Source organism: Cryptosporangium sp. NPDC048952, from assembly GCF_043197895.1.
In the GTDB taxonomy this organism is placed as follows: Bacteria; Actinomycetota; Actinomycetes; order Mycobacteriales; family Cryptosporangiaceae; genus Cryptosporangium.
This window is the reverse complement of sequence record NZ_JBICTY010000005.1, coordinates 474,086-495,699: the sequence shown is the minus strand read 5'-3', so window position 1 is coordinate 495,699 and position 21,614 is coordinate 474,086. Positions and strand designations below refer to the sequence as shown.

Annotated in this window: 21 protein-coding genes, 4 tRNA genes and 1 pseudogene; 17 read left to right on the top strand and 9 right to left on the bottom strand. The window is 67.8% G+C overall.

The genetic code is table 11. The features are described 5' to 3' along the window. The first annotated feature begins 107 nt into the window (after positions 1–107). From ACGFY5_RS29010 to ACGFY5_RS28970, 9 genes are all read left to right on the top strand, one after another. A complete protein-coding gene (locus tag ACGFY5_RS29010) occupies positions 108–938 on the top strand; it encodes a mycofactocin-coupled SDR family oxidoreductase (protein WP_392724668.1) in 831 nt (276 codons plus the stop codon). 429 nt (positions 939–1,367) lie between these two features. Continuing rightward, entirely contained in the window at positions 1,368–2,213 is an 846-nt protein-coding gene (locus tag ACGFY5_RS29005; RefSeq protein WP_392724666.1) for a glycosyltransferase family 2 protein, read from the top strand. Beyond that, a complete protein-coding gene (locus ACGFY5_RS29000) occupies positions 2,210–3,301 on the top strand; it encodes a DUF1972 domain-containing protein (protein WP_392724664.1) in 1,092 nt (363 codons plus the stop codon). The genes ACGFY5_RS29005 and ACGFY5_RS29000 overlap by 4 nt, the downstream gene beginning before the upstream one ends. Further along, positions 3,298–4,392: a glycosyltransferase family 4 protein gene (locus ACGFY5_RS28995; protein ID WP_392724662.1), complete on the top strand. Its 1,095-nt coding sequence runs from the start codon at positions 3,298–3,300 to the stop codon at positions 4,390–4,392. Before ACGFY5_RS29000 ends, ACGFY5_RS28995 begins: the two co-directional genes overlap by 4 nt. Beyond that, positions 4,389–5,480 (top strand): glycosyltransferase family 4 protein, encoded by a 1,092-nt coding sequence (locus ACGFY5_RS28990; RefSeq protein WP_392724661.1) that lies wholly within the window; start codon positions 4,389–4,391, stop codon positions 5,478–5,480. Before ACGFY5_RS28995 ends, ACGFY5_RS28990 begins: the two co-directional genes overlap by 4 nt. Further along, on the top strand, positions 5,477–6,676 hold the full coding sequence (locus tag ACGFY5_RS28985; protein ID WP_392724659.1) for a hypothetical protein: 1,200 nt from the start codon (positions 5,477–5,479) through the stop codon (positions 6,674–6,676). Before ACGFY5_RS28990 ends, ACGFY5_RS28985 begins: the two co-directional genes overlap by 4 nt. Beyond that, entirely contained in the window at positions 6,663–8,003 is a 1,341-nt protein-coding gene (locus tag ACGFY5_RS28980) for a polysaccharide biosynthesis tyrosine autokinase (RefSeq protein ID WP_392724657.1), read from the top strand. Before ACGFY5_RS28985 ends, ACGFY5_RS28980 begins: the two co-directional genes overlap by 14 nt. Next, positions 7,996–9,306 (top strand): hypothetical protein, encoded by a 1,311-nt coding sequence (locus tag ACGFY5_RS28975; protein WP_392724656.1) that lies wholly within the window; start codon positions 7,996–7,998, stop codon positions 9,304–9,306. Before ACGFY5_RS28980 ends, ACGFY5_RS28975 begins: the two co-directional genes overlap by 8 nt. Next, positions 9,293–10,399, top strand: a complete 1,107-nt coding sequence (locus ACGFY5_RS28970) for a sugar transferase (RefSeq protein WP_392724654.1) — start codon at positions 9,293–9,295, stop codon at positions 10,397–10,399. Before ACGFY5_RS28975 ends, ACGFY5_RS28970 begins: the two co-directional genes overlap by 14 nt. 22 nt (positions 10,400–10,421) lie before the next feature. Here ACGFY5_RS28970 and ACGFY5_RS28965 read toward each other — a convergent pair whose 3' ends face one another. Beyond that, positions 10,422–10,670, bottom strand: coding sequence for a hypothetical protein (locus tag ACGFY5_RS28965; RefSeq protein WP_392724652.1), 249 nt, complete (start codon positions 10,668–10,670; stop codon positions 10,422–10,424). Positions 10,671–11,518: 848 nt separating this feature from the next. Between ACGFY5_RS28965 and ACGFY5_RS28960 the strand changes: the two genes are divergently transcribed. After that, positions 11,519–12,097, top strand: a complete 579-nt coding sequence (locus tag ACGFY5_RS28960) for a dihydrofolate reductase family protein (RefSeq protein WP_392724650.1) — start codon at positions 11,519–11,521, stop codon at positions 12,095–12,097. Here the strand turns inward: ACGFY5_RS28960 and ACGFY5_RS28955 are convergent. After that, a complete protein-coding gene (locus tag ACGFY5_RS28955) occupies positions 12,079–12,789 on the bottom strand; it encodes a helix-turn-helix domain-containing protein (RefSeq protein WP_392724649.1) in 711 nt (236 codons plus the stop codon). The two genes, ACGFY5_RS28960 and ACGFY5_RS28955, sit on opposite strands and share 19 nt — an antisense overlap. A 198-nt stretch (positions 12,790–12,987) precedes the next feature. On the opposite strand from ACGFY5_RS28955, the gene ACGFY5_RS28950 reads away from it, so the two are divergent. Next, positions 12,988–13,716 (top strand): phosphotransferase, encoded by a 729-nt coding sequence (locus tag ACGFY5_RS28950; protein WP_392724647.1) that lies wholly within the window; start codon positions 12,988–12,990, stop codon positions 13,714–13,716. A gap of 113 nt (positions 13,717–13,829) precedes the next feature. Here ACGFY5_RS28950 and ACGFY5_RS28945 read toward each other — a convergent pair whose 3' ends face one another. Both ACGFY5_RS28945 and ACGFY5_RS28940 read right to left on the bottom strand, forming a co-directional pair. Further along, positions 13,830–13,958 carry a hypothetical protein gene (locus ACGFY5_RS28945; protein WP_392724645.1) on the bottom strand — a complete coding sequence of 43 codons (129 nt, stop codon included), beginning with the start codon at positions 13,956–13,958 and terminating at the stop codon, positions 13,830–13,832. Between the two features lie 301 nt (positions 13,959–14,259). After that, positions 14,260–14,580, bottom strand: a complete 321-nt coding sequence (locus tag ACGFY5_RS28940; protein ID WP_392724644.1) for a hypothetical protein — start codon at positions 14,578–14,580, stop codon at positions 14,260–14,262. A gap of 358 nt (positions 14,581–14,938) precedes the next feature. Here ACGFY5_RS28940 and ACGFY5_RS28935 point away from each other — a divergent pair, with 358 nt between their 5' ends. Next, a complete protein-coding gene (locus ACGFY5_RS28935) occupies positions 14,939–15,454 on the top strand; it encodes a hypothetical protein (RefSeq protein ID WP_392724643.1) in 516 nt (171 codons plus the stop codon). 240 nt (positions 15,455–15,694) lie between these two features. On the opposite strand, the pseudogene ACGFY5_RS28930 reads toward ACGFY5_RS28935, so the two are convergent. The 3 genes and pseudogenes from ACGFY5_RS28930 to ACGFY5_RS28920 all read right to left on the bottom strand — a co-directional run bounded on the left by ACGFY5_RS28930 (position 15,695) and on the right by ACGFY5_RS28920 (position 16,988). Then, a pseudogene (locus tag ACGFY5_RS28930) lies at positions 15,695–16,235 on the bottom strand (Uma2 family endonuclease). 260 nt (positions 16,236–16,495) lie between these two features. Beyond that, a tRNA-Val gene (locus ACGFY5_RS28925) sits at positions 16,496–16,567 on the bottom strand. 31 nt (positions 16,568–16,598) lie between these two features. Next, entirely contained in the window at positions 16,599–16,988 is a 390-nt protein-coding gene (locus ACGFY5_RS28920) for a TIGR02611 family protein (RefSeq protein WP_392724641.1), read from the bottom strand. A gap of 394 nt (positions 16,989–17,382) precedes the next feature. Here ACGFY5_RS28920 and ACGFY5_RS28915 point away from each other — a divergent pair, with 394 nt between their 5' ends. The 5 genes from ACGFY5_RS28915 to ACGFY5_RS28895 all read left to right on the top strand — a co-directional run bounded on the left by ACGFY5_RS28915 (position 17,383) and on the right by ACGFY5_RS28895 (position 19,609). Beyond that, complete coding sequence (locus ACGFY5_RS28915; RefSeq protein WP_392724640.1) at positions 17,383–17,832, top strand: SsgA family sporulation/cell division regulator; 450 nt, start codon at positions 17,383–17,385, stop codon at positions 17,830–17,832. 376 nt (positions 17,833–18,208) lie between these two features. Continuing rightward, positions 18,209–18,281 (top strand) — tRNA-Gly (locus ACGFY5_RS28910). A 57-nt stretch (positions 18,282–18,338) separates the two neighbouring features. Further along, a tRNA-Cys gene (locus tag ACGFY5_RS28905) sits at positions 18,339–18,410 on the top strand. A gap of 1 nt (position 18,411) precedes the next feature. Further along, positions 18,412–18,486, top strand: a tRNA-Val gene (locus ACGFY5_RS28900). A gap of 217 nt (positions 18,487–18,703) precedes the next feature. Further along, positions 18,704–19,609, top strand: a complete 906-nt coding sequence (locus ACGFY5_RS28895; RefSeq protein WP_392724639.1) for a MerR family transcriptional regulator — start codon at positions 18,704–18,706, stop codon at positions 19,607–19,609. Between the two features lies 1 nt (position 19,610). Here ACGFY5_RS28895 and ACGFY5_RS28890 read toward each other — a convergent pair whose 3' ends face one another. Together ACGFY5_RS28890 and ACGFY5_RS28885 are read right to left on the bottom strand one after the other, a co-directional pair. Then, positions 19,611–20,849, bottom strand: a complete 1,239-nt coding sequence (locus ACGFY5_RS28890; protein ID WP_392724637.1) for a cytochrome P450 — start codon at positions 20,847–20,849, stop codon at positions 19,611–19,613. Beyond that, positions 20,843–21,580 carry a MerR family transcriptional regulator gene (locus ACGFY5_RS28885; RefSeq protein WP_392724636.1) on the bottom strand — a complete coding sequence of 246 codons (738 nt, stop codon included), beginning with the start codon at positions 21,578–21,580 and terminating at the stop codon, positions 20,843–20,845. The genes ACGFY5_RS28890 and ACGFY5_RS28885 overlap by 7 nt, the downstream gene beginning before the upstream one ends. Between the last annotated feature and the right edge of the window lie 34 nt (positions 21,581–21,614).

The window sequence follows — 21,614 nt, the reverse complement described above, 5'->3', positions numbered from 1 at the left end:
CATCGCCCCAGACCCTAACGGTCGAGCCATCTTCGTACTAGCTTTAGGCACTAGCTGGCTAGAACGTCGTTCTAGCAGTCCGACGACGCACGAGAGAGAGCACCACCATGGCTGGACGAGTGCAGGGCAAAGTCGCCTTCATCACCGGCGCGGCGCGCGGGCAGGGCCGCAGTCACGCGATCCGGTTAGCCCAGGAGGGCGCCGACATCATCGCGATCGACCTCAACGAGGATGTGCCGGGTACCGGCTCGCCGGGCGCGACCGACGCCGACCTCGCGGAGACCGTCAAGCAGGTCGAGGCCCTCGACCGGCGAATTCTCGCCACCAAGGCCGACGTCCGCGACTACGCCGCGGTGAAGAAGGCAGTCGACGAGGGTGTGGCCGAGCTCGGCCGCCTCGACATCGTCAGCGCCAACGCGGGCATCGCGTCGCTCCCGCACCTCGCTCACGAGATGGAGGAGGACACCTGGAAGACGATGATCGACATCAACCTGACCGGTGTCTGGCACACCGCCAAGGCCACGATCCCGCACCTGATCGCCGCCGGTGGGGGCGCACTCGTCCTGACCAGCTCGGCCGCCGGGCTGCAGCCCTACGCCAACATCGCGCATTATGTCGCGGCCAAGCACGGCGTCGTCGGGCTGATGAAGACGCTCGCTCTGGAGCTCGCGCCGCATCACATCCGCGTCAACAGCCTCCACCCGACGCAGGTCGACACCCCGATGATCCAGAACCCCGCGACCTACGCCCTGTTCACCGGCCGCCCGGACTCCACCAGGGAGGAGTTCGAGCCGATCTCGCAGGAGATGAACGCGCTGCCGATCCCGTGGGTCGACGCCGTGGACATCAGCAACGCGCTGCTGTTCCTCGCCTCCGACGAGGGCCGCTACATCACCGGCGTCACGCTGCCGGTCGACGCGGGCACCCTGATCAAGTGACCGTCCGGCGGCCGGTGTCACGGCGCCGGCCGCTGCAGCGGTGCCTGTTGAGAGCCGGGAAGTCCTGTCATTGCCCTGAAGCGGGGCCCTCCCCGCACTGCTCGGCGGAGCGTTGAGTGAGGGCAGGCCCAAGCGATTCCGGCGTACCCGGCCGGATACGACATCTGGGGAAGCAGCGTGCTGCGTGCACGGTGCCTGCCCGGCGCGGCACCGGGAGCGGTCGAGGATAGCCGCGCAGTGGCAGCTCCTGCTGTCGCACGGCGAAACGCCGTTGTCGGTCGAACCGAACCCCGCGGCCTCGACCATCCGGCCTGCGGCCGATCAAGCATGAGCCGTTCCGGTACGGGCGTATCCACCGTCACTACAAGAACCATGGCGACGCTCTGACAAGCGCAGTTCGCGACGATGACCGGCGCTAGCATACCTCGCATGTGGACAGCGGCGCACGGCGGTGACGAGCCGCGCATCGCAGCCATCCTCATCAACTACAACTCAGCGTCGGACATCGAGGCTCGGCTGGCCTCGCCTGCGCTGGCCGGACAGCGGATAGTCCTGATCGACAACGCGTCCGAGCCCGACCGCCTGCGGGTTCTCGCGGCCCAATACGACACCGAACTCATCCTCAGCGCCACCAATCGTGGGTTCGCCGGCGGCGTCAATCTCGGCTTCGAACGTCTTCGTGAACTGGGCAACCAGCTTCCGGTCCTGCTGCTCAATCCCGACGTACATCTCGGGACGGCCGAGCGAGACAGCCTGGTCGACAAACTCACTGACGAGAAGCTGGACGGGACTTCACCGCTCCTCGTGGAACCGAGCGGCCGTTTACAGGTCGGCGTGGCCGGCACCGACCTCTCCGTGGCGTCGACAGCGGCCTATTTCTTGCTTTTCGCGCACCTGTTCCCAGGCTGGCGCGGCTTGTTCCTCACTCGTCGCCAGTGCCGCCGCGGGGGTTCGGTGTCCTGGCTCTGCGCGGCCTGTCTCCTCCTGGACCCAACCGCGATCACGCGCTACGGCCGGTGGCCCGAGGACGAGATCGTCTACGCCGAGGACGTGGCGTGGGGAACCGCCGCGAGTGCCCGCGGCGCCCGGTTCGCGCTCGATTCCGCGGTGGAAGTGCTGCACGAGGTCGGCGGGTCAGGAGCCGGCCCGGCCTGGTCCGGTGCGTTGAAGCGGCTGTGCCGTCGCCGGTTGGGTTCGAGGGGCGGTGGGCTGGCCGCCGCGATCATCAGCACCGGGATAGCGCTGCGCCGGGGCGTCGGGCGGGTCGTCCCATGAAGATCGCGCTGATCGGCACCCGGGGTGTGCCGGCGCGATACGGCGGCTTCGAGACCGCGGTGGAGGAGGTCGGCGAACGGCTGGCCAAGGCGGGGCACGAGGTGACCGTCTACTGCCGGGGCGACGACCGCTCGGCCCGATACAAAGGGATGACGCGCGTCCTGCTGCCGTCTCTCCGGAAGAAGATCACCGAGACGCTGAGCCACACCGCGCTCTCCGTCGGGCACCTCGCGCGTCACCGCACCGAGGTGGCGATCCTGTTCAACCCGGCGAACGCGCCATTCCTGCCGATCTTCAAGCTCCTACGCATACCGGTGGCCGTCCACGTCGACGGGCTCGACTGGCGACGTGCGAAATGGGGCCGGTTCGGCCGCCGCTACTACCTCGCGAACGAGCGGCTCGCCGCCAGGCTCGGCGACGTACTGATCGCCGACGCGGTGGGCATCCAGGACTACTACCGGGACACCTATCGCGTGGCCAGTCGGTTCGTCCCGTACGGGGCACCCACGGTGTGGGAGGCGAACGATCGGCACCTGCACGAGTACGACCTCATGGCGAAGAACTACCACCTCGTCGTGGCGCGAATGGAGCCCGAGAACCACGTGCACGTCGTCGTCGACGGCTACCGGCGGAGCGGGGCCACCATGCCTCTCGTCGTCGTCGGCTCAGTGCCGTATCGGAGCACGTACCAGGACCGGGTCCACGACGCCGCGCGAGGCGACGACCGGATCCGTCTCCTCGGCGCCATCTGGGATTCCGACCGGCTCGACAGTCTCTACGCCGGTGCCCTGACCTACGTTCACGGCCACTCGGTGGGCGGCACCAACCCTTCGCTGTTGCGTGCCATGGGTGCCGGCGCCCGGGTGCTCGCGTTCGACGTCAACTTCAACCGCGAGGTCGCCGGGAACACCGGGCTCTTTTTCGCCGACGCGAACGGCGTCCGCGGGCTGATCGAAGCCGCGGAGCGCAACGTCGAGGAAGCGGTCGACGCCGGGGAGAAGGCGCGGCAGCGCGCGCAGGAGCGGTACCAGTGGGACGACGTCGCCCGCCAGTACGAGCTGCTGTGCGAAGAAATCCGGCGCTCGTGACCTACCTCATCGACCTCCACCACCTCGGCGCGCAGCAGACGGGCAACGAGACGTGGACGGCGAACATCGCCCGCGAACTCGCGCGTTCCGGGCTTCCCGACGGGACGTTCACGTACGCGGTCACCGCGGCCGGCCGGGAACGGGCGCGGGAGTTGGGTTGCGCCCCGCTACGGTCGATCTCGGCGTCGAGCGTGCGGCGCCTGGCCGTCGATCTGCCTCGGTTGGGCACAGACGCCGACGCCTTGCTCGTGCACTACACGTTGCCGCCCGGCTCCCACCGCATCGGCAAAGTCGTGCTCGTTCACGACCTCTCGTTCGAGCACCCGCACGCGGCCCGGTGGCTTCCACCGGCCTCGCGGCTCCGCATGCGACGCTCGGTCCGGCTGTCGGTCAACCGCGCTGACGTAGTGCTGGCGCCGAGCGAGTTCACCCGACGAGAGATCGCCGCGACCTACGACGTCGACCCGGCGCGCATCCTCGTGGCCGGCAACGCTGTGGATCCCGACCTCGCACGCCGCCTCGACGAACAGGCGGCTTCGGTACGGCGGCAGGCCGGTCGGGTCCTGCTCGTCGGCAACCTGCTCCCGCGCAAGAACGCTCGTGTCGTCGCCATGGCTGTTCGTCTGTTGCGGGACCGGGGTGCCGAAGCGACGCTTCGCGTCGTCGGTCGAGTGGACCGCCGTCAGGCGACGCTCGCCGCGGAGATGTCGGCACTTCTGGGCGACGCCGTGAGCTTCAGCGGGTACGTGAGCCAGGACCGGCTCGCGCGGGAGTACCTCGAGGCGTCGGTGTTCTGCTTCCCGTCGCTGTACGAGGGCTTCGGCATTCCGACGCTGGAAGCGATGCAGGCCGGCGTTCCGACGATCGTCGCCGACTCCACCGCGCTGCCCGAGGTAGCCGGCGTGGCCGCGCTGACGGCGGACCCGACCGAGCCCGAGGACTGGGCCGCGAAAATCGCGACCGCGCTGACGAGCGGGTCGAGTATGACGACGCTCGGCCGTCAGCGAGCCGAGGCATACAGCTGGTCCGAGAGCGCCCGTGTGGTCACGACCGCGCTCGAGCGCGCCGACGCCAAGCGGGCCGTCCGATGACCGATACCTATCGGGTGGCTCGGTACTACGAGACGGTCCGAACCGCGCATCTCGAGCGGCTGGCCGAGTTCACACCGGGCTGGCTGCTCTACGAGCGCGTCCAGTACGACTGGGACGACGAGCTGGCGGCCCGGTCACCCGGTTTGAAGCACGCCACGTTCCCGCAGGTTCTCGCCTTTGCGCTGCGCGCGCCGATCGGGGTGCTGGAGGTCAACGAGCCCCTGGCTCTCACGATGTGGCCGAAGCTCGTTGCGCTGTCGTGGGCCCTGTGTCTGCGCCGGGTGACCGGTCGCGGAAGAGTCGAGCTGGTCGCGTACTGCATCGAGAACTTCGACCCGGTGACGAAGTTGCGGTACCGGACCAGGTTGCCCCGGCTGGTCGCCGCACCGCTCGTCGTCCTCGGCATGGCGATCGTCGGTGCACGCTTCTCCCGGCTCGCGTTCGGCACCGACGATGCCTACCAGGTCTATGCCCGGAGCGGCGGCGCGGGCTGGCGTTTCCTGAGCGGTCGGGCACGTGTCTTCCCCGCCCTTCCGGCTCCTGCTCAGGCTTCCGTCGAGAAGGTTCCCGGGACGGTCGGATTCCTCGGCGCACTGGACGGGCGGAAGGGCTCCCGGCAGCTCGTGGCCGCCTGGCCGCTCATCGCCGGATCCATGCCCGACGCGACACTGCTGATCATGGGAAAGGGACCGGACGCCGTCGCCGTCGGGGAATGGGCGGCCACGCGCGACGAGGTGTGCTTCCGACCGGACCCCGGGCGCGCGATCATTCGCCGCGGGCTCGCCGAGTTGTCCGTACTGGTGCTGCTCTCGCAGCCGGGCCCGATGTGGAAGGAACAGGTGGGACTTCCGATCGTGGAAGGGCTGGCGCACGGTTGCGAGATCGTCGCCAGCACCGAGACCGGCCTGGCGACGTGGCTCCAGCAGCACGGTCACGCGGTTCTGGCCCCGGACTGTTCGACTTCGGAGCTCGCCGCGGCCGTGGTGAAAAGGCTTCAGGGCGCTCGGCCGAGCTCCGCCATCACCGGTGCGCTTCCCGCCGAGGACGGCCGGTTGAGTGCGGATCGCTGGCTGATGGGGGCCAGGTGACCCTTCAGGTCGAAGCCCGGCGAATGGCGGGATTCGCGGCCATCCCCGCGGTCGGAGCCCTCAGCCCACTGCTGGCCATCCCGGCGATCACGTCCGAATACGGTGCCTCGGGCTGGGCGGCGATCGCGTTCGGGCAGGCGTTCGGAACAGCCTTCTCTCTCGTCGTCGAAATGGGCTGGGGACTGACCGGACCACAACGGGTCGCTCGCGCGGATCGCGCGGAATCCCGGCACCTCTACCTGCGCTGCGTCGCCACCCAGGGGGTCGTGTTCGTCGGTTGCGCGCCGGTGCTGATCGCCGTCACCGTGCTCGGGCAATCGATCTTCGTCGGCGCATCGGTGCTCGCGGCGCTCGGAGCGGCAGCGGTCGGGTTCTCGCCGGCCTGGTATTTCGTCGGTGCCGGGACGCCGACCCAGGTTCTGCTCACCGACTCGCTGCCGAAGGTCGTGTTGACCGCCGTTCTCGCGGGCGCGCTGGTGGCCGGTGCGCCCCTCTGGCTCTATTCGGCGGGCACGCTGCTGGCGGCTCTGCTCGCGCCCGTGATCGGAGCGTTGATCGTCGGACTGGAAGACGTCCGTCTGGACCGCCGCACGCTGGCGACCGACCTTCGGGATCAGGTGTCCGCGCTGAGCGGCCGGGTTCTGGTGGCCGCGCACCTCTCGGCGCCGACAGTGCTCCTCGGATTCGCCGGGGCGCCTGCCCTCCCGTTGTTCGCTGCGGCCGACCGCCTGCAGAAGATGCTGCTCACGGTGCTGACGACCGCACCGAACAGCCTTCAGCGCTGGTTCGGCAGCGACGGGCCCTGGGTGCGGAAGCTGCAAATCTCACTCGGTCTCAACGGGGGAATCGGACTGCTCGCGGCAGTGCTCTTCTGGGCCGGCGCTCCGGCGGCCGCTCGCGCCTTGTTCTCCGGTGAGATCGCGCTCAGCCATGGTGTCGCCGCCGTCGCCGCCGTGTCGATCCCCCTGCTGTGCCTGACTCGGGTGACGGGGAACCTGGGGCTCGTCCGAGTGGGCCGGGTCGGCTGGGTGACCGGGAGCGCGTTCGTCGCGCTGTTGGTCGTCGGGCTCGGCGTGCCGCTCGGCGCGGCCCGGGGCGGCGCGTCGGGTGCCTGGTGGGCCGTGGCCGCCGGCCTCACGGTGATGCTGGCGATCCAGGGATGCGGGCTGTGGCGGGTTCGGCATGAACATTCCTGAATTCGCCCTCGCGCTGGCACCACGCTGGATCAGCGTCCTGCTGATCACCGTCCTCGGAGGCGCTGCCGCGGTGACGTTCTCGGTGCTGCAGACACCGATCTACAGCGCCCGAACGCAGCTCTTCGTCTCGATCGACAGCGATACAGACACCGTCCAGCTCAACCAGGGCGGCACCTTCGTCCAGCAGCGAGTGAAGTCGTACGTCGACCTGGTCACCAGCCCGGAAGTGCTCGAGCCGGTCATTCGACAACTCGACCTGCCCGACGATCTGGACGGGCTGAGCGAGCGGATCAGTGCCTCCTCCCCCGTCGATACGGTTCTGCTGAACATCGAGGTGCGGGACAGCTCGCCGTCGCGTGCGCGGGACATCGCGAACGCCGTAGCGGCCGAATTCCCGAAGGTCGTCGATGCGTTGGAGCGACCGGCCGGGCGCTCGAACTCCGCGGTCAGGGTGTCGGTGACGCGAAAGGCGCGCCTACCCGCGGAGCCGGTGCTGCCGCGCACCAAGACCAACCTCGCCTTCGGGTTCGCGATCGGGCTCGCCGTGGCGGTGGGTGCCGCCACGGTCCGGCATCGCTTGGACCGCACAGTGCGGTCCGCCGACGTGGCGGCCGAGGTCGTCGGCGCGCCCCTGCTCGGCACGATCCCCGAGAGCAAGGTGCCGTCGCTCCTGTTGGACGGCCGGGCCACTCCCCGTGGTGAGGCCTTCCGGCAACTGCGTACGAACATCCGGTTCCTCTCGGTGGAGTCGACGCTCTCCAGCTTCGTGGTGACCGGCTCCCTCCCGGCGGAGGGAAAATCGACCACTGCGGTCAACCTCGCGCTCGCGATGGCCCAGGCCGGAGAGCCAGTGGTTCTGATCGACGCCGATCTGAGGCGTCCAGCGCTGGCTGACGTCTTCGGGCTACCGAGCGGGGTCGGGCTGACGACCGTGCTGCTCGGTGACGTGCCGCCCAGCCAGGCTCTGCACCGCTGGCGTCAAGAGCTCGAGTTGTACGTCATGACGGCCGGGCCCACGCCGCCGAATCCCAGCGAGCTCCTCGGCTCGAGTCGGCTGTCCCGGATGATCGAGGAGTTCGCCTCGGCCGGGATGAAGGTGATTCTGGATTCGCCCCCACTGCTTCCGGTCACGGACGCCGCGATCATCGCCAGGGCGACCGGAGGTGCTGTCATGGTCACCCGGGTCGGACGGACGCGAACGGACGAGCTGGAAACGGCCGTCGTCGCGCTGCGCACCGCGGGCGCCAACCTCCTCGGTGTGGTAGCGAACCGCGTCCGGACGACGATGAAAAACGACTATTACGTGGCCGAGGAGTCCCGTGCCTAGCGCGATCGACGCCCCCGTGGTCGGGGTCGCCGGCGTGCTCACGCTCGTCCTCACCACGGTTGCCGTGCAGTCACCGATGGCTCTACTGCTCGCCTGCGGGGCGCTGCTCACCCTGGCCGTGCTGTTCGTGGTGCCGCACGACCTCGTCCTGGGGTTGGGTCTGTCGGCCGCTCTCGCCGTGCTGACCGCCGTGCCGCTCAACAAGCTCGACAACGACCCGAGCCTGAAGATCGTGATCCCCGGGGCCGTGGCCGGTGTGCTGCTGGCTTCGCTGGGGCGGCGGCACGCGACCTTGCGGATCACGCGAATGCTCGTGCTGCTCGCGTGCACTTACGTCGTCGTGGCGTGCGGCAGCCTGATCACAGGCATCGCCAGCCCGTTCTACTTCATGGCGATCGCCATGTCGCTGCTGGTGCTGTTCGTGAGCAGCAACTGCGGCCGGGACGAACGTGAACTGGTGACGCTCGTCGTCGTGCTGTTGGGGTTGGTCGAGGTCGCGATCGCGTTGTTCGAGGTGTTCGTGAACCAGGGGCCGTTGTTCGTCAGTACCGGCGGCCTTGCTCGCTACAACCCGTACCTTCCCGACGGGACGCTGCGCGCCGAGGGGACGCTCGGCCATCCGTTGGTGCTGGGGTATTTCTTCCTGGTCGGGTTCGCGCTGGTGTTGCGCGTGCAATGGCCCTCGGTGTGGAAGGGGGCGGCGGGGATCGGGCTGTGCGCCGGCCTGGTGCTCTCGGGCAGCAGCAGCACACTGATCGCGGCAACAGTGGCCACCGCATATGCGCTGTGGCTCCGCTATCGCGGTGCGGTGCGGCTGGCGCTCGTGTATTTACTCGGCCTCGGGGCGGCCTTCGCGCTCTCGGCCGGGTTCCTCCAGTCCGTGCTCGTGTCCGACGTGTCGTCCGCGAGCCACTACGGGCATCGGGTGGCGTCTCTGCTCGCAGTCGGATCGCTGCTCACCGAACGCGCGCCGCCCAACGTCCTGCTGGGAAACGGCGCGGACTCCGCGACCCGTCTGTACGCGGCGGGAATACTTCCTGACGATGGCTTCTACGCCATCGACAACCAACTCGTCACGATGCTCGCCGAAGGCGGCTTGCTGGCTCTGCTGCTCTTCAGCGCATTTCTGTGGGTGACCGTCCGCACAGCGAGCGGTGCCGCCAAGCCCGTCGTCGTGGTCCTGCTCGTCATGATGTTCAGCTTCGACGTCCTGGCTTGGTACATCCCGGCCATGGCGACCCTGGTCGTGCTCGGTCTCTACTGCACCGTGCCTCTGTCCGACCATCGACGTGTCTACGGTTGACCTGCAGTCGGTCGGCGCCGACGCGCGGGCCGTCCGCTGGCAGCGGCTCTACGTCGTCAGGCTGGTGGCAGTCGATCTTCTGGCGGGTCTGAACGCCGGGCTCGCGGCGTACTTCCTGCGGTTCGGGCAGGTCCCCGGCCCGAATTGGCCCTACCTGATGGCCGCGGGGGCGCTGCCGGTCGGGTGGGTGATCGCCGTGCTGATGAACCGGGCGTATGAGACGCGGTACCTCTTCAGCGGCGGCGAGGAGTACCGCCGGGTGCTCAACGCGGCTGCCTGCTTGACCGCGGCGATCGCGATCGCCGCCTACAGCACTCATACCGCGTTCGCCCGCGAGTACGTCCTGCTGTCGATGCCGCTGCTGCTCGGACTGGACCTCGCGTTACGGGCCGCATTGCGATTCGTGCTCAGTCGGCGCCGGACACGCGGCGAGTGCCTGCACTGCGCGGTCGTGTTCGGATCCGGCCACGAGGTGCAGACGGAGCCGGCTGCGCCGAGCAGCGCTGTGAAGCGTGTGTTCGACGTGGTGGTCGCCGGGCTGTGTCTCGGGGGCCTGTCACCGTTGTTCTTGATCGTCTTCGCTGCCGTGCGGTTGAGCAGCACCGGGCCGGCGCTGTTCGTTCAGACGCGCGTAGGCAAGGAAGGCAAGGAGTTTCGGCTCTACAAGTTCCGCTCCATGTACGTCGACGCGGAGGAGCGGCTGGCCGAGTTGCAGGACGCGAACGAGTACGACGGCGTGCTGTTCAAAATCAAGGAAGATCCGCGGGTCACTCGGATCGGCAGGCACCTTCGCCGGTTCTCAATCGATGAACTTCCCCAGTTGCTCAACGTCCTCAAGGGGGACATGAGCTTGGTCGGTCCCCGGCCGCCGCTGCCCCGCGAGGTCTCTCGGTACGCAGAAGGCGTGCGGCGTCGACTCGCGGTGGTGCCGGGGCTGACCGGGCTGTGGCAGGTGAGCGGCCGATCAGATCTGTCATGGGAAGAGTCTGTGCGGCTGGATCTGCAGTACGTGGAGAATTGGTCGCTCAGCTTGGACCTGGTGATTTTGTTCCGTACGGTGGCCGCGGTGGTGCGGCCGTATGGGGCTTACTGAAGTTGTGGAGCAGTACCACGCGTCAGCGCAGGATCCGACCTGCGCCCCCGTCACGCAGCCGCAGCGGAATCGACACCTGCTCGGCGCCCCGCGCCAACTGCTTGATCAACTCGGTGCGCCCGGTGCTGTTCGCCTTGACCTCGACAACGACCATCTCTCGCGCGGCATCACCCGATATCGCATACCAAAAGTAGTCAGGGCGGTGAGAGCCGAGCTTCGCCGCCGCTCGGCGCAGAACAGGATCGAAGACCACGGCGTCCGCGTCCACCACCCGGTGCGTTGTATTACTCGACCAGGTCGGTTGCGAAGGCAATCCCAAATGTTCGGAAAGAACGCCCGCCGATTCCGGCGCACCTGCTTGGTGAGCTCCGACAACCGCAGGCCAGGCCGCTCAGGCGCGAAGGACCACAGGTAACGGACCACCGCCCACTGACTCGTCGTACGCAGTGCGGTCAACGCAGACAGTCCCCGGCACCGGTCACCGCCAAGTCTGGAAGTGCGCTCGTCGTCCGGCCCAATCCGTGCAAGGTCGGCGGGGACGAATGCCCTCGCGGTAGCCGCCGAGCCTTTCCAACTCCGGCACCGGTGACACGACGAGCGCCTGCCCCGCCTCGGCGAGACTCCTATTGACCGCATCCGCAAGACCAACGTCACTTACGACTTGGACCTCACCAGGCTGGCACAACCCAGCCGGAAGATCCGCTGTAGACACAGGCACCGCCGATGTATTCCTCACCCACCACGAGCCGTCCACACCCGACGCTTGCGGCCTCACCCAGCCCGCCACGGTGTCCGCCTCAGCGCGGAGACTCACTGTCATGCCGAGGAGCGGATGTGATCGTGCGGCCGTGCGGCCTGGAACTGGGGTGAATGAGCCGCGATCGGCTGCTGGACGGTCGGACGCCCAGCCAGTGGATGCTCGCGCTGGTCCGCGTCGGCTGCCTCCCGGTTGCGGAAGCCCTCACTGCCTGCTCGTGCCGTCGTTTCCGTACAAGACGACCCGCGGAGGCACTTCATAGCATCGGCTGGGCACTCCGCCGCCGCGCTTCGGCGTGGCGCTGCCGCCCGCTTGTCGATCTATCTGGTGGCCTTGTCGCCTGACCATGAGGAGAACAGCACATGCGTGATCTAGTCTTTACCGGCTTTGTTTCGCTGGACGGCGTGGTGGACTCCCCAGGCGGCGGGCCGGGCGAGGAGCACCGCAGCGGTGGCTGGGTGGTCAAGGACATCGAGTTCCTCCCCGAGGCCTTCTCCCTCAAGGGCGAGGAACTCGAGGATACGACGGCGCTGATGTTCGGCCGCCGCAGCTACGAGGCGTTCGCGACGACCTGGCGCGACTCAGACGACCACGCCGCCTACAAGAAGCTGCCCAAGTACGTGGTCTCGTCCACGCTGCGCGACGACGCCCTCATCGAGGGATGGGGCCCGACGACGATCCTGCGCTCCGCCGACGACGTCGCCGCGCTCAAGGAGACCGAGGGTGGCGCAATCTTCATCCATGGGAGCGCGGAACTCGCCCGACGCCTGTCGGAGGCGGGCCTGCTCGACCGGTACCACCTGCTCGTCTTCCCAGTGCTACTCGGAGCCGGGAAGAGCCTGTTCAGCAGCGCCGATAAGGACAAGCAGCTACTGAACCTCCGGGAGTCCACGGCCTACCCGAACGGTGTCGTCAAGCTGATCTACGACGTCGTCGATTGATTCAGGTCCAGGGCGATCGCACCGCCGCTGCCGTCGCGGAGTTGTCGCGCCGTGCGCCCCACGTACCGGCGCAGCGCACGGGCCAGATGCGGCTCGTCGAAGTAATCGAGTCCGGAGACGACTTCGGTGCCGGGAACGCCGTCGGCCAGGCGTGCTGCGGCCAGGCGCGCGCGTTCGATCTGCCGTATGGCGCCCTGGGTAAGCCCGGTTGCCGCCCGGAACCGGCGTTCGACGGTGCGCGCCGAGACCGCTGGACGGTGGCCTCGGCGGACCTCGGTGAGGAGCGGATCCCGGACCACGGCTCCGGAGCGGACGAGACGGCCGACCAGACCTTCGGCGTCGTCGGGGCCGGGCGTCTCCCAGCGGACGCCGTCCAGCCGAAAGGTCCTGCGGGTGGCGTCGGGGAGCTCGGCGCCGCCGTCCACCAGGGCCGCCGTGGGCACGGCCCGCAGCGAGGTGCCCACGGCGAACTCGATGCCGACGAAGGTCGCGCCCTCCGGGACCGGCGCGGTGCCGGTTCTGGTCTCGGGACCGGAAATGCTCGCGTACGCCCTGCCCTCGCGCTCCCAGAACACCAGGCCCCAGCACACCGTCGCAACGGAGGTCATCTCCGCGACCTGCTCACTCGTACAGGTCCACACGGTGTCGACCCATGGCGAGTCGGACGCGCGCGTCTCGAACCGCAGTCCCACGGGACGAGGATAGGCACCGGTCGTCGTACTGCCAATCGGGCCGTCGGTGCTCCCGATGTAACGGTGTGCGGCCCTGATCAGACGCACGCTTCTGCCGCGCAGTGTGCCCCTTGCTAATTCGTTCCGGACCTCGGTGGTGGCGCAGCCTACGATTCGCCAGGACCGGCGGTCGTGTCGGTGGCTGAGGTGAGGCGTGTCGTGATCGATCCCGATCGGCTGTACGAGGCCCAACACGCAGTCGGCGACGATCCGATCCCGGCGGTCATCGCCGAGCTGGCGGCAGGCGGTCGCTGCGACCTGGTGTGGCGGAACGAGCTGGGCGGGCTGACGTTCCGTCTCGAGGACAGGTTCGTCAAGTGGAACCCGCGTCGCACCGGGATCGACCTGGAGCACGAACGCGTGCGCTTGCAGTGGCTGGAAGGGCGCCATCCGGCGCCGCGGGTGATCTTATGGAGCCAGGACGAGCGAGCCCAGTGGCTGGTGACCAGCATGGTCACCGGCGAGCACGCGGTCGGCGCCGGCTGGCGCGTCCGGCACCGGCAGGCCATTGAGGCGATCGCGGCCGGCCTGCGCGCGCTTCACGCCGTTCCGGTGGACGACTTCCCGGCCGAGTGGACTGCGCAGACCTGGCTGAGCCGGAGTCCTTCCGCGCTCGGCCTCCGCCCGGAGATCCGGGACCCGGTACTCGTGCACGGTGACGCGTGCGCACCGAACACGCTGATATCGGCCGCGGGCGTCTGGACGGGCAACGTCGACTTTGGCGACTTGGCCGTGGGCGACCGGTGGGCCGACCTCGCGATCGCTGCGATGAGCCTGGACTGGAACTTCGGCGAAGGCCATCAGGACGAGTTCTACGCGGCCTACGGCGTCGCGCCCGACCCGGTCCGGATCCACTACTACCGCGAATTGTGGCACCTGGCATCTTGAACATCCGCTCATGCCGCTGTCGGGCACTGGATTGGCGGGCTGATCCACCCCGATTGGATACGCGCCGGAGGCCGGGAAGCGTGTGCTTCCCGGCCTCCGGTTGCGGCTGATCGTCAGCTGCAGGGGTTGTAGTCCCAGCAGTCGTTGTAACGCTTCTTGTGGTGGCGACGACGGCGCGGCTTGCACTCCTGGTAGGAGTAGTCGTTGCAGTTGTCGTACGAGTAGTCGTAGCAGCCGCTCATGTCGCCCAGCCTCCAGAGAATTCGGTGCGCGGGGTGTTTCCCCGTCCTGGAACCAGGTTCCCGCGAAACGACGCCGTGCTCGTTCGCCGGTCTGACGCCACGAGCGTTCGCCTGCGAACACTCACTCATGCCGCTGACCGCACGCGGCCGCCTACTGATCACATTCCCCGTAGTCATCGTGGTACTCGCGTGGTCCGGGCCCCTCCGGAACTCCGACCGCCGGAATGACGGCCCCTGTCGACGTTGGCCCCACGGCTACGGCTGCTGGCGCGCGACCGTCGCGGTGGTGGGCGGGACATGCTTACCTCTTCTCCCGGCAGAGCAGGAGGTACGGGTCCCGTGCGGTGGCCACGCCGAAGGTGTGCATCGGATGTTCGCCCGGTTCGACGACGAGGCGTACCTCTTCGCCCGGACGCGCTGTGAGATCGAGGGGGTGGCTGCCGTCGACGTCGATCAGTGCCTGCACGCGGTGTGGTCCGGGCGTTATCTCGGTCGTGAGGCTCTCTCCCCGCTTGAGCTTGCCGATGTGCTGCCCGTCCAACTCGATCCGGTATCTCCGCCAGATGTCCCTGGCCCAGCTGGAGGTCCGGATGACGACTAATCGTGCTGCCAGCTTCTCCACTCGCGAACACGTAGCCGAACCAGAAAAGCCTTAAACGGCAAGGGCCGCGAGCGGCGAGGGCCGCGCCCTCAAAGAGGGGATCACGGTCAGATCGAGGAACGCCGATTCCGTCGCGTCAGGGCGGCTGCTGCGAAGGTCCAGCCGGATGGAAGGGACCTGGTGGTGCGTCGAGGGCACGCCGCCAGCGCAAGGTCAGAGGGCTGCGACTCGCTGCGGCCGCACGCAGAGCTTCACGGCCACTGCGAATCGAGATTTCGGCGAGCCGGTGAACAGCAGCAGTGTGAGACGTCGTCGCACAGTATTCGGGACTAGCGCAGTGCACATGCCGTCGGGGTGCCCGTGCTGACACGCTGGTGCCGTGGCCAACATCGCGGACTCGACCGTCACGTTCTTCGCGCTCGACCCGGTTGTCCTGGTCGCGGTCCGGGATCAGGTCCGGCCGGCCGTCCCGTGGTCTCCGGCGCACGTCCTGAGTCTGGAGGCCGCCGTCCCCACCGGCCTCGACCTAGACGACTGGGACCACGAGCGGGCATTCGCCGCCTGGGGCACCTCCCGACCGGAGGTGGACTCCGAGCTGCTGGAGGAGCACGCCGACCGCCTCGTGTACCGGGTGGGGACGGCGTGGTCCGGGCCGGAGACGGTGTGGGCGACGCTCAGCGCGCAGCACCCCGGCCTCGTCGTGCACAGCGTCTCGTCCGACGGCTCGGAGTTCTCGTCCTGCGGCTGGTACGTCGCCGGGCGGGCGGTCCGCTGGGAGGAGGGCGAGCCGGACGTCCAGGACGACGGAGATGAGGAGGTGAGGCACCCCGCGGAGTGGGCGTTCTCTGAGAGCGTGGCCCGCGAGGTGTTAGCGGATAGCGGGCCGGTCAGGTGACGATCTCGGCGTGCGCACCCATCGACAAGGCCAGCCCCATCTATTCGGCGCTCACATTCGGTTTACCTGCTGAGTTTCACGCACCCGACGTTTTCGCGAACGGGCCGGTGGGATCGCTCGAGGAATTAGCCGTGCAGTGGCCCCACTGCTTTCGATAGGTCGAATGCGCCCTTCGGGGGCCTAACAATCCCGCGGTGATCCCACGGTCCCTCTGATTGGCCGCGTGCAGGGAGCCCCCCACTACAGCCTGGTCAGATCGACCTTGACCGGGAACGGCGCCGTCGCATCGATCAGGCCGGCGAAGACGTCCGAATCCCGGTAGCTCTTCACCGCAGGGTCGAGGACGTACGTGTAGACGACCGGTGGTTGCTCGACCCGCCAGTAATACGAAATCCCGGCCTTCGCGTACTGCTCCGCTTTGACGAACCGATCGGTCGTCTCCGAACCAGGCGAGACGACCTCAACGACCAGCAGCACGTCCTCAGGGCGGGTCGGGCTGACATCGATCGTGTCCGCCCGATACACCACGACGTCCGGACGCCGGTTGGTCAACGGCACGTCCTGCAACCGGACGTCGAAGTTGAAATCCGCGTTCCAATCCGACCGGCCGCAGCCTCCAGCGCGACCGCAAGGAGCTTGACCAACCGGTTGTGCCACTTGGACGGGCGCGGGCTCACGACGACCATCCCGTCCACGATCTCGATACCGCGCACTGCTCCGCAGACCAGGAGTCATACTGCTCTGCCATGACCTGATGATGCATCCAGTCAGGCGCGATCATCGCCGCAATCACCACACCCCGACCGAGCCCGAGCACCAAACACCCGCCCAGAAGGCCTACCGCCGCCAGCCCGTCGCCCCCGGCTTCCCGATGCGGCAGCGCATGAGACCCCGGGCCGAACAAGCAAAAAGGCCGATCCCGCATCACGCGGAACCGACCTCAAGAACCGTCTCACCTGAAGGCGTTCGCACTGGTCACCACCGTAAGTCCCGGCAACCACAGCAACTACTAATCAGACATAACAGTCCGAACCTACTACGTGGGCGATACTGGGATCGAACCAGTGACCTCTTCGGTGTGAACGAAGCGCTCTCCCCCTGAGCTAATCGCCCTCAAGGAACGCTCACACCATACTAGATACCCCTAGCTGAAGGGGAATCCGGTCCACCCACTGAGCCGGAGCGACACCAACAAACACGCCACCAGCAGCACAAACCCCGAAAATCCAACCACCGCCCGCACCGCCAGCGGCTGCCGCAGCACCCACCGCGTCCACGCCGCCACCTGCCGCTGCGTGAAATGCAGCAACCGCCGCGCCCACGAGTACTCCGTCGACAGGATCCCCAGCCCGGCGATCACGACCAGCCATCCGGGCCCGGGCGCCGGCACCATGATCAGGCCGAGGATCACGACCACCACTCCGACGACCGTGATCGCGACCCGGTACGGGAACCCGAACACCGGGTGCGCGCGCAGCGGGTGGTGCAACCGGTCGCGGAAGAACACTCCCCACGCGGTTAGACGAACCGCCATGGGATGCGCACGAAGGCGGTCAACGAGCGTCGGCTCCGCTGTGGGCGGGCGCTCCTGCGTGTCGATCACCGGTTTCCCCGTCCTGCTCACTAGCCCATCGTCTCTCCGCGAAACGGGCTCAGCCAGACCGGAGAGTAGCCCAGCAACACCATCGGCAAGCCCGCCGTCGTCCTGAATCCAACACGGGTGGCATGACCAGCGGGTTCACCGGGAAAGACAGTTGATGGACGCCGGCCGAACGATCCTCGACCGACGCCCGCATCTCTCCGCAACCTCACTCGTTGTGGTTCTTGAGCCACGCAGCGCTGAGTTTGCGTAGTGGTCAGACCGGGAAGAACGGGTATGGGTTCGCGCCCGCGTTCGACGCGTGCGGACGTGCAGAAAGGTGCCACCGATGGGGATCGCACAACCGACTCGGGTACAGGTGGACGTGTCATTGCGTCTAGTTGTTCCGGAGGGGTCCTCCCTGCCAGTCAAGGCGAGTCTCCGGTACGAGCCCGAGGATCCGTATGCGGTCCACGTCGTCTTCCATGCCGGCAGCACTGAGGCCAGCGGCGAAGTGTCGTGGTCGTTCGCCCGCCAGCTGCTCGCTGACGGAATGAGCGAGCCCACCGGCATCGGCGACGTGCGCGTCTGGCCCTGGCAGGCGGCCAACGGGCCGTCCGTCGCGCTGGCGCTCTCCTCCCCCGACGGGCATGCGCTGTTCGAGGTGCCGCGCGTCGCGCTCGGCGACTTCCTCGGCCGCACCTACCGTCAGGTGCCGGAGGGCGCGGAGAGTGTCCACCTGGACATCGACGGCGCTCTGGCGGCCCTCCTCGGCTCGTACGGCAGCGAACCTCGCTGAACTGATTCCACGTGAGTGCCGCCGCGCCCTGGGCGCGGCGGCACTCACTTTTTGTAGTCCCATCGCTGCGCATCGTATGCGGTGGTGACCGTTTTGCGCGCACCTTCACCGCAACCGGGCGTGTTGCAATTCTCTATCGACGCTCTGAGCAGCGCGTTTACGTGCATCCCGCGGTGCGACCCGGACATCGCCGACAACCTGTCTGTAACCCGCTCTTTACCAGACCCACGCCCACCCCTCATGGGGAGGTGGTGGCATCCCGATGACAGTGCGTGGTCGGCGACACGTCCCCCGGGTTTGAACCTTGGCGCGTGACTCAGCTAGAGTTCTCTCTGTCAGCAGCGAACGGGCCGAAAAGCCCGGTCGGAGCTAACACGCGGACGTGGCTCAGTTGGTAGAGCATCACCTTGCCAAGGTGAGGGTCGCGGGTTCGAATCCCGTCGTCCGCTCGATAGACGCCCTCGGGCGTAGCGTCGGTATCATATTTTGATGCCGACGGATACTCCGGCGGCGTGGCCGAGTGGCTTAGGCAAGGGCCTGCAAAGCCCTGTACGCGGGTTCGATTCCCGCCGCCGCCTCGGGCGATTAGCTCAGTGGGAGAGCGCTTCCTTGACACGGAAGAGGTCACTGGTTCAATCCCAGTATCGCCCACCACGTTTAACCAGGTCAGAGCCTTATCGGCTCTGACCTGGTTGCTTTTTCAGACCCCCCGCTCGGCGGTGCGGCGAGCCGCGGCTCGGCGTCAGCGAGGTCGGCGTCCGATCGCGCTGCTGATCGGGAGCGGCGGCGAGTCGTTGCGCCCCTGGATCGAGCCCGGCGATCCGCCCTTCGAGCTTGACCCTCCAGCGGCTGGAACCTCGACGATGAGGACATGACCGATCGAGCCGAACTACTCACCATCGGCCAACTCGCCCAGCGCACCGGCTTAGCCGTGCGCACGCTGCGGTTCTGGTCGGACACCGAGGTGGTGTCCCCGGTGTCCCGCTCCGCAGGCGGTTACCGGCTCTACGACGTCGACTCCGTCGCCCGTGTCGAGTTGGTCTGCACGCTGCGCGAACTCGGCCTGGGACTCGACGACGTCGTTCGTGTGCTCGACGGACGAGCCACCGTCACCGAAATCGCCGACGCACACGTGGCCGCACTCGATGCCCGCATCCGCTCCCTGAAGGTGACCCGAGCCGTCTTGTCCACCGTCGCCAAACGGCGATCCCGGATCGAGGAGATCGCAGTGATGAACCGATTGGCGCGCCTCTCCGCAACCGAACGCCTGCAGATCATCGACGACTTCAAGCGCGAGGTCTTCGGCGATCTCGACGTGGAGCAGGGCGTCCGCGAAAAGATCGCCGAGCTACGCATCGATCTGCCCGAGGACCCCGCGCCCAGCCAGGTGGACGCCTGGATCGAACTGGCGGAGCTGGTTCAGGACCCGGACTTCCGCACGAAGATGCAGTTCTTCCTGCAGATCAGTACATCGGCGAGCGGAACCGCTCAGCCCGGGGCCCGCATCTTCTGGGCCAGGCAGGTAGTCGACACGGTCGCGCACGCCGAAGAGCGCGGGATGCTCCCCGAGGCGCCTGCCGCGGCGGACCTCGTCACCGACATGTTCGGCGACGCCGATCTGTCCGCCGTTCTCACCTGCCTGGAAGCCGGTATCGACGCTCAGGCGGAGCGGTATCGCAGCCTCGTGTCCCGCGTGCGCGGCGAGTACGGCGCACCGGATGCCACTCCGCAGCTCGACTGGCTGGCTCGCGCGATCCGCGAGGCTCAGCGCCGCTGAATCACCGCATGCGCAGCGGGAGCCGGTTCAGACCCCAGATCGTGAGGAACGCCTGCCGCTCCGGCGTGCCGGCCAGCTCGATCGTCTCGTAGCGACCCAAGAGCTCGGTGAAGACCATGCGGGCCTCGAGCCGGGCGAGCGGCGCGCCGAGGCAGTAGTGGATCCCGCCACCGAAGCTCAGGGGCGCCACTTCGCGACGCGTCAGGATCAATCGCTGTGGGTCGGTGAACACGCGGGGATCCTGGTTCGCGGCACCGAGCAGCACGAGCAGGAAGCGATTCACGGGGATGGTGCTGTCGTCGGGCAGCGGGATGTCCGCCGAACTCATGCGTCCGGACAGCTGTACCGGCGAGTCGTAGCGCAGCATCTCCTCCACTGCCGAGTCCATCATCGACGGGTCCGCGCGCAGCTTCGCGAGTTCGTCGGGGTTCTCCAGCAGCGCCAGCATGCCGTTGCCGATGAGGTTCGTGGTCGTCTCGAAACCCGCGGTGAACAGCTGGACGAGCGTCGAGACCAACTCGTCCTCGGAGAGCCGGTCGTCGTCGTCCCGCGCGGCGATCAACGCGGAGGTGAGGTCGTCCCCCGGTCGCGCGCGGCGCTCCCGCACCAGGTCGATGAAGTAGGCCTCGAGATCGTCGGCCGCGGTGTCGGCGACCGCGAGGACGTCCTGGTGGACGTTGGGTTCGATCACCGCATTCAAGGCACGGACCGCGTCCTGGAATCCGGGCTGTTCGGCCGCCGGTACCCCGAGCATGCGTCCGATGACGGCCACCGGCAGCCGGAACGCGAGCTCGGTCATGAGGTCGACGACCTCGCCGTCCGCCGCACGGGTGGCGAAGCTGTCCAGGTGGAGCGTGAGCAACTCGGCGATGGCGGGCTCCAGCCCGGCGACCGCCCGCGGGGTGAAGGCCTTGCTGACCAGGCGCCGCAGACGACCGTGATGCGGTGGATCGACGAGCAGCATGGTGCGGCCGATCAGTTGACGCGACGGGTGCTCGTCGATGTCGGGGAACATCGGTCGGCCATCGGGTCGGTTCCTCCCCGCGTCGGAGCTGCGCAGCACGGCGTTGGCCGCGCGGTAGCTGGTCACGACCCGGCCGAGGAGTCGGGAGCGGTGCACCTCACCCAGTGCGTGCAGCTCGGCGTACAAGGCACCGAGGTGGTCCCGCCCCGCCGGCGAGAGGATGTCGGTCAGGATTTCGTCGACGGTACGGCTCACGTGCGCATTCCCGGTCAGCATGGGCGCAACGGTGCCACGTCCCTCCAAACACGACATCGCGAATCGATCATGGCGCTCATGCGTTGCAGGACGTCCCGCTGAGCGGAGTTGTGGAGCTCGGCGATTCCGTGGACGACGACCGTCCAGATCCGCGCATCGACGCCCGGCTCGCACAGTTGCAGGTGTTGGCCCTGCATCTCATGCGCGTACCGCTCGGCCAGATCTCGCCGAGCGTCCTCGCTCGCGTCTTCCGGCAAGGCGTCGAACTCTCTTTTGGCCTCACTGCGAGGTGCCTTGTACAGCTCGCGGTACGCGTCCATCACCGACGGCTCGACGATGCGCGACGCGATGAGCAGGAATGCCCGATCGGCCGACGAGAGTTCGCTGGCGACCTCGCCGAATCCCGGCGGCAGATCGGTGAGACATCGATGCTGCCTGATCTCCGCGAGCTCGTCGCGGACACGCTGCTGCCGCTCGATACTCGCAACCAATTTCTCGTCGAGAGCAGACAGGACCTGTCCCGCGCTCTCGGCCGACTCCTCCATCGCGCCGATGTCAGCGAGCGAGACGCCGAGGCCGACGAAACGCCGAATCTGCGACAGCCGCAGGAAATGGGTGACCCGGTACTGCTTGTATCCATTTCTCGCCCGCTCCGGTTCCGGCAGCAGGCCGACCAGATGATAGTGCCGGACGGTCTTCACCGTTGTTCCGGCGAGGTCGGCCAGCTCACGTGTACTCCAGCCGGCTTTCATCGGCATCACCTCACGCTTCGGGTACGCAGCGGAA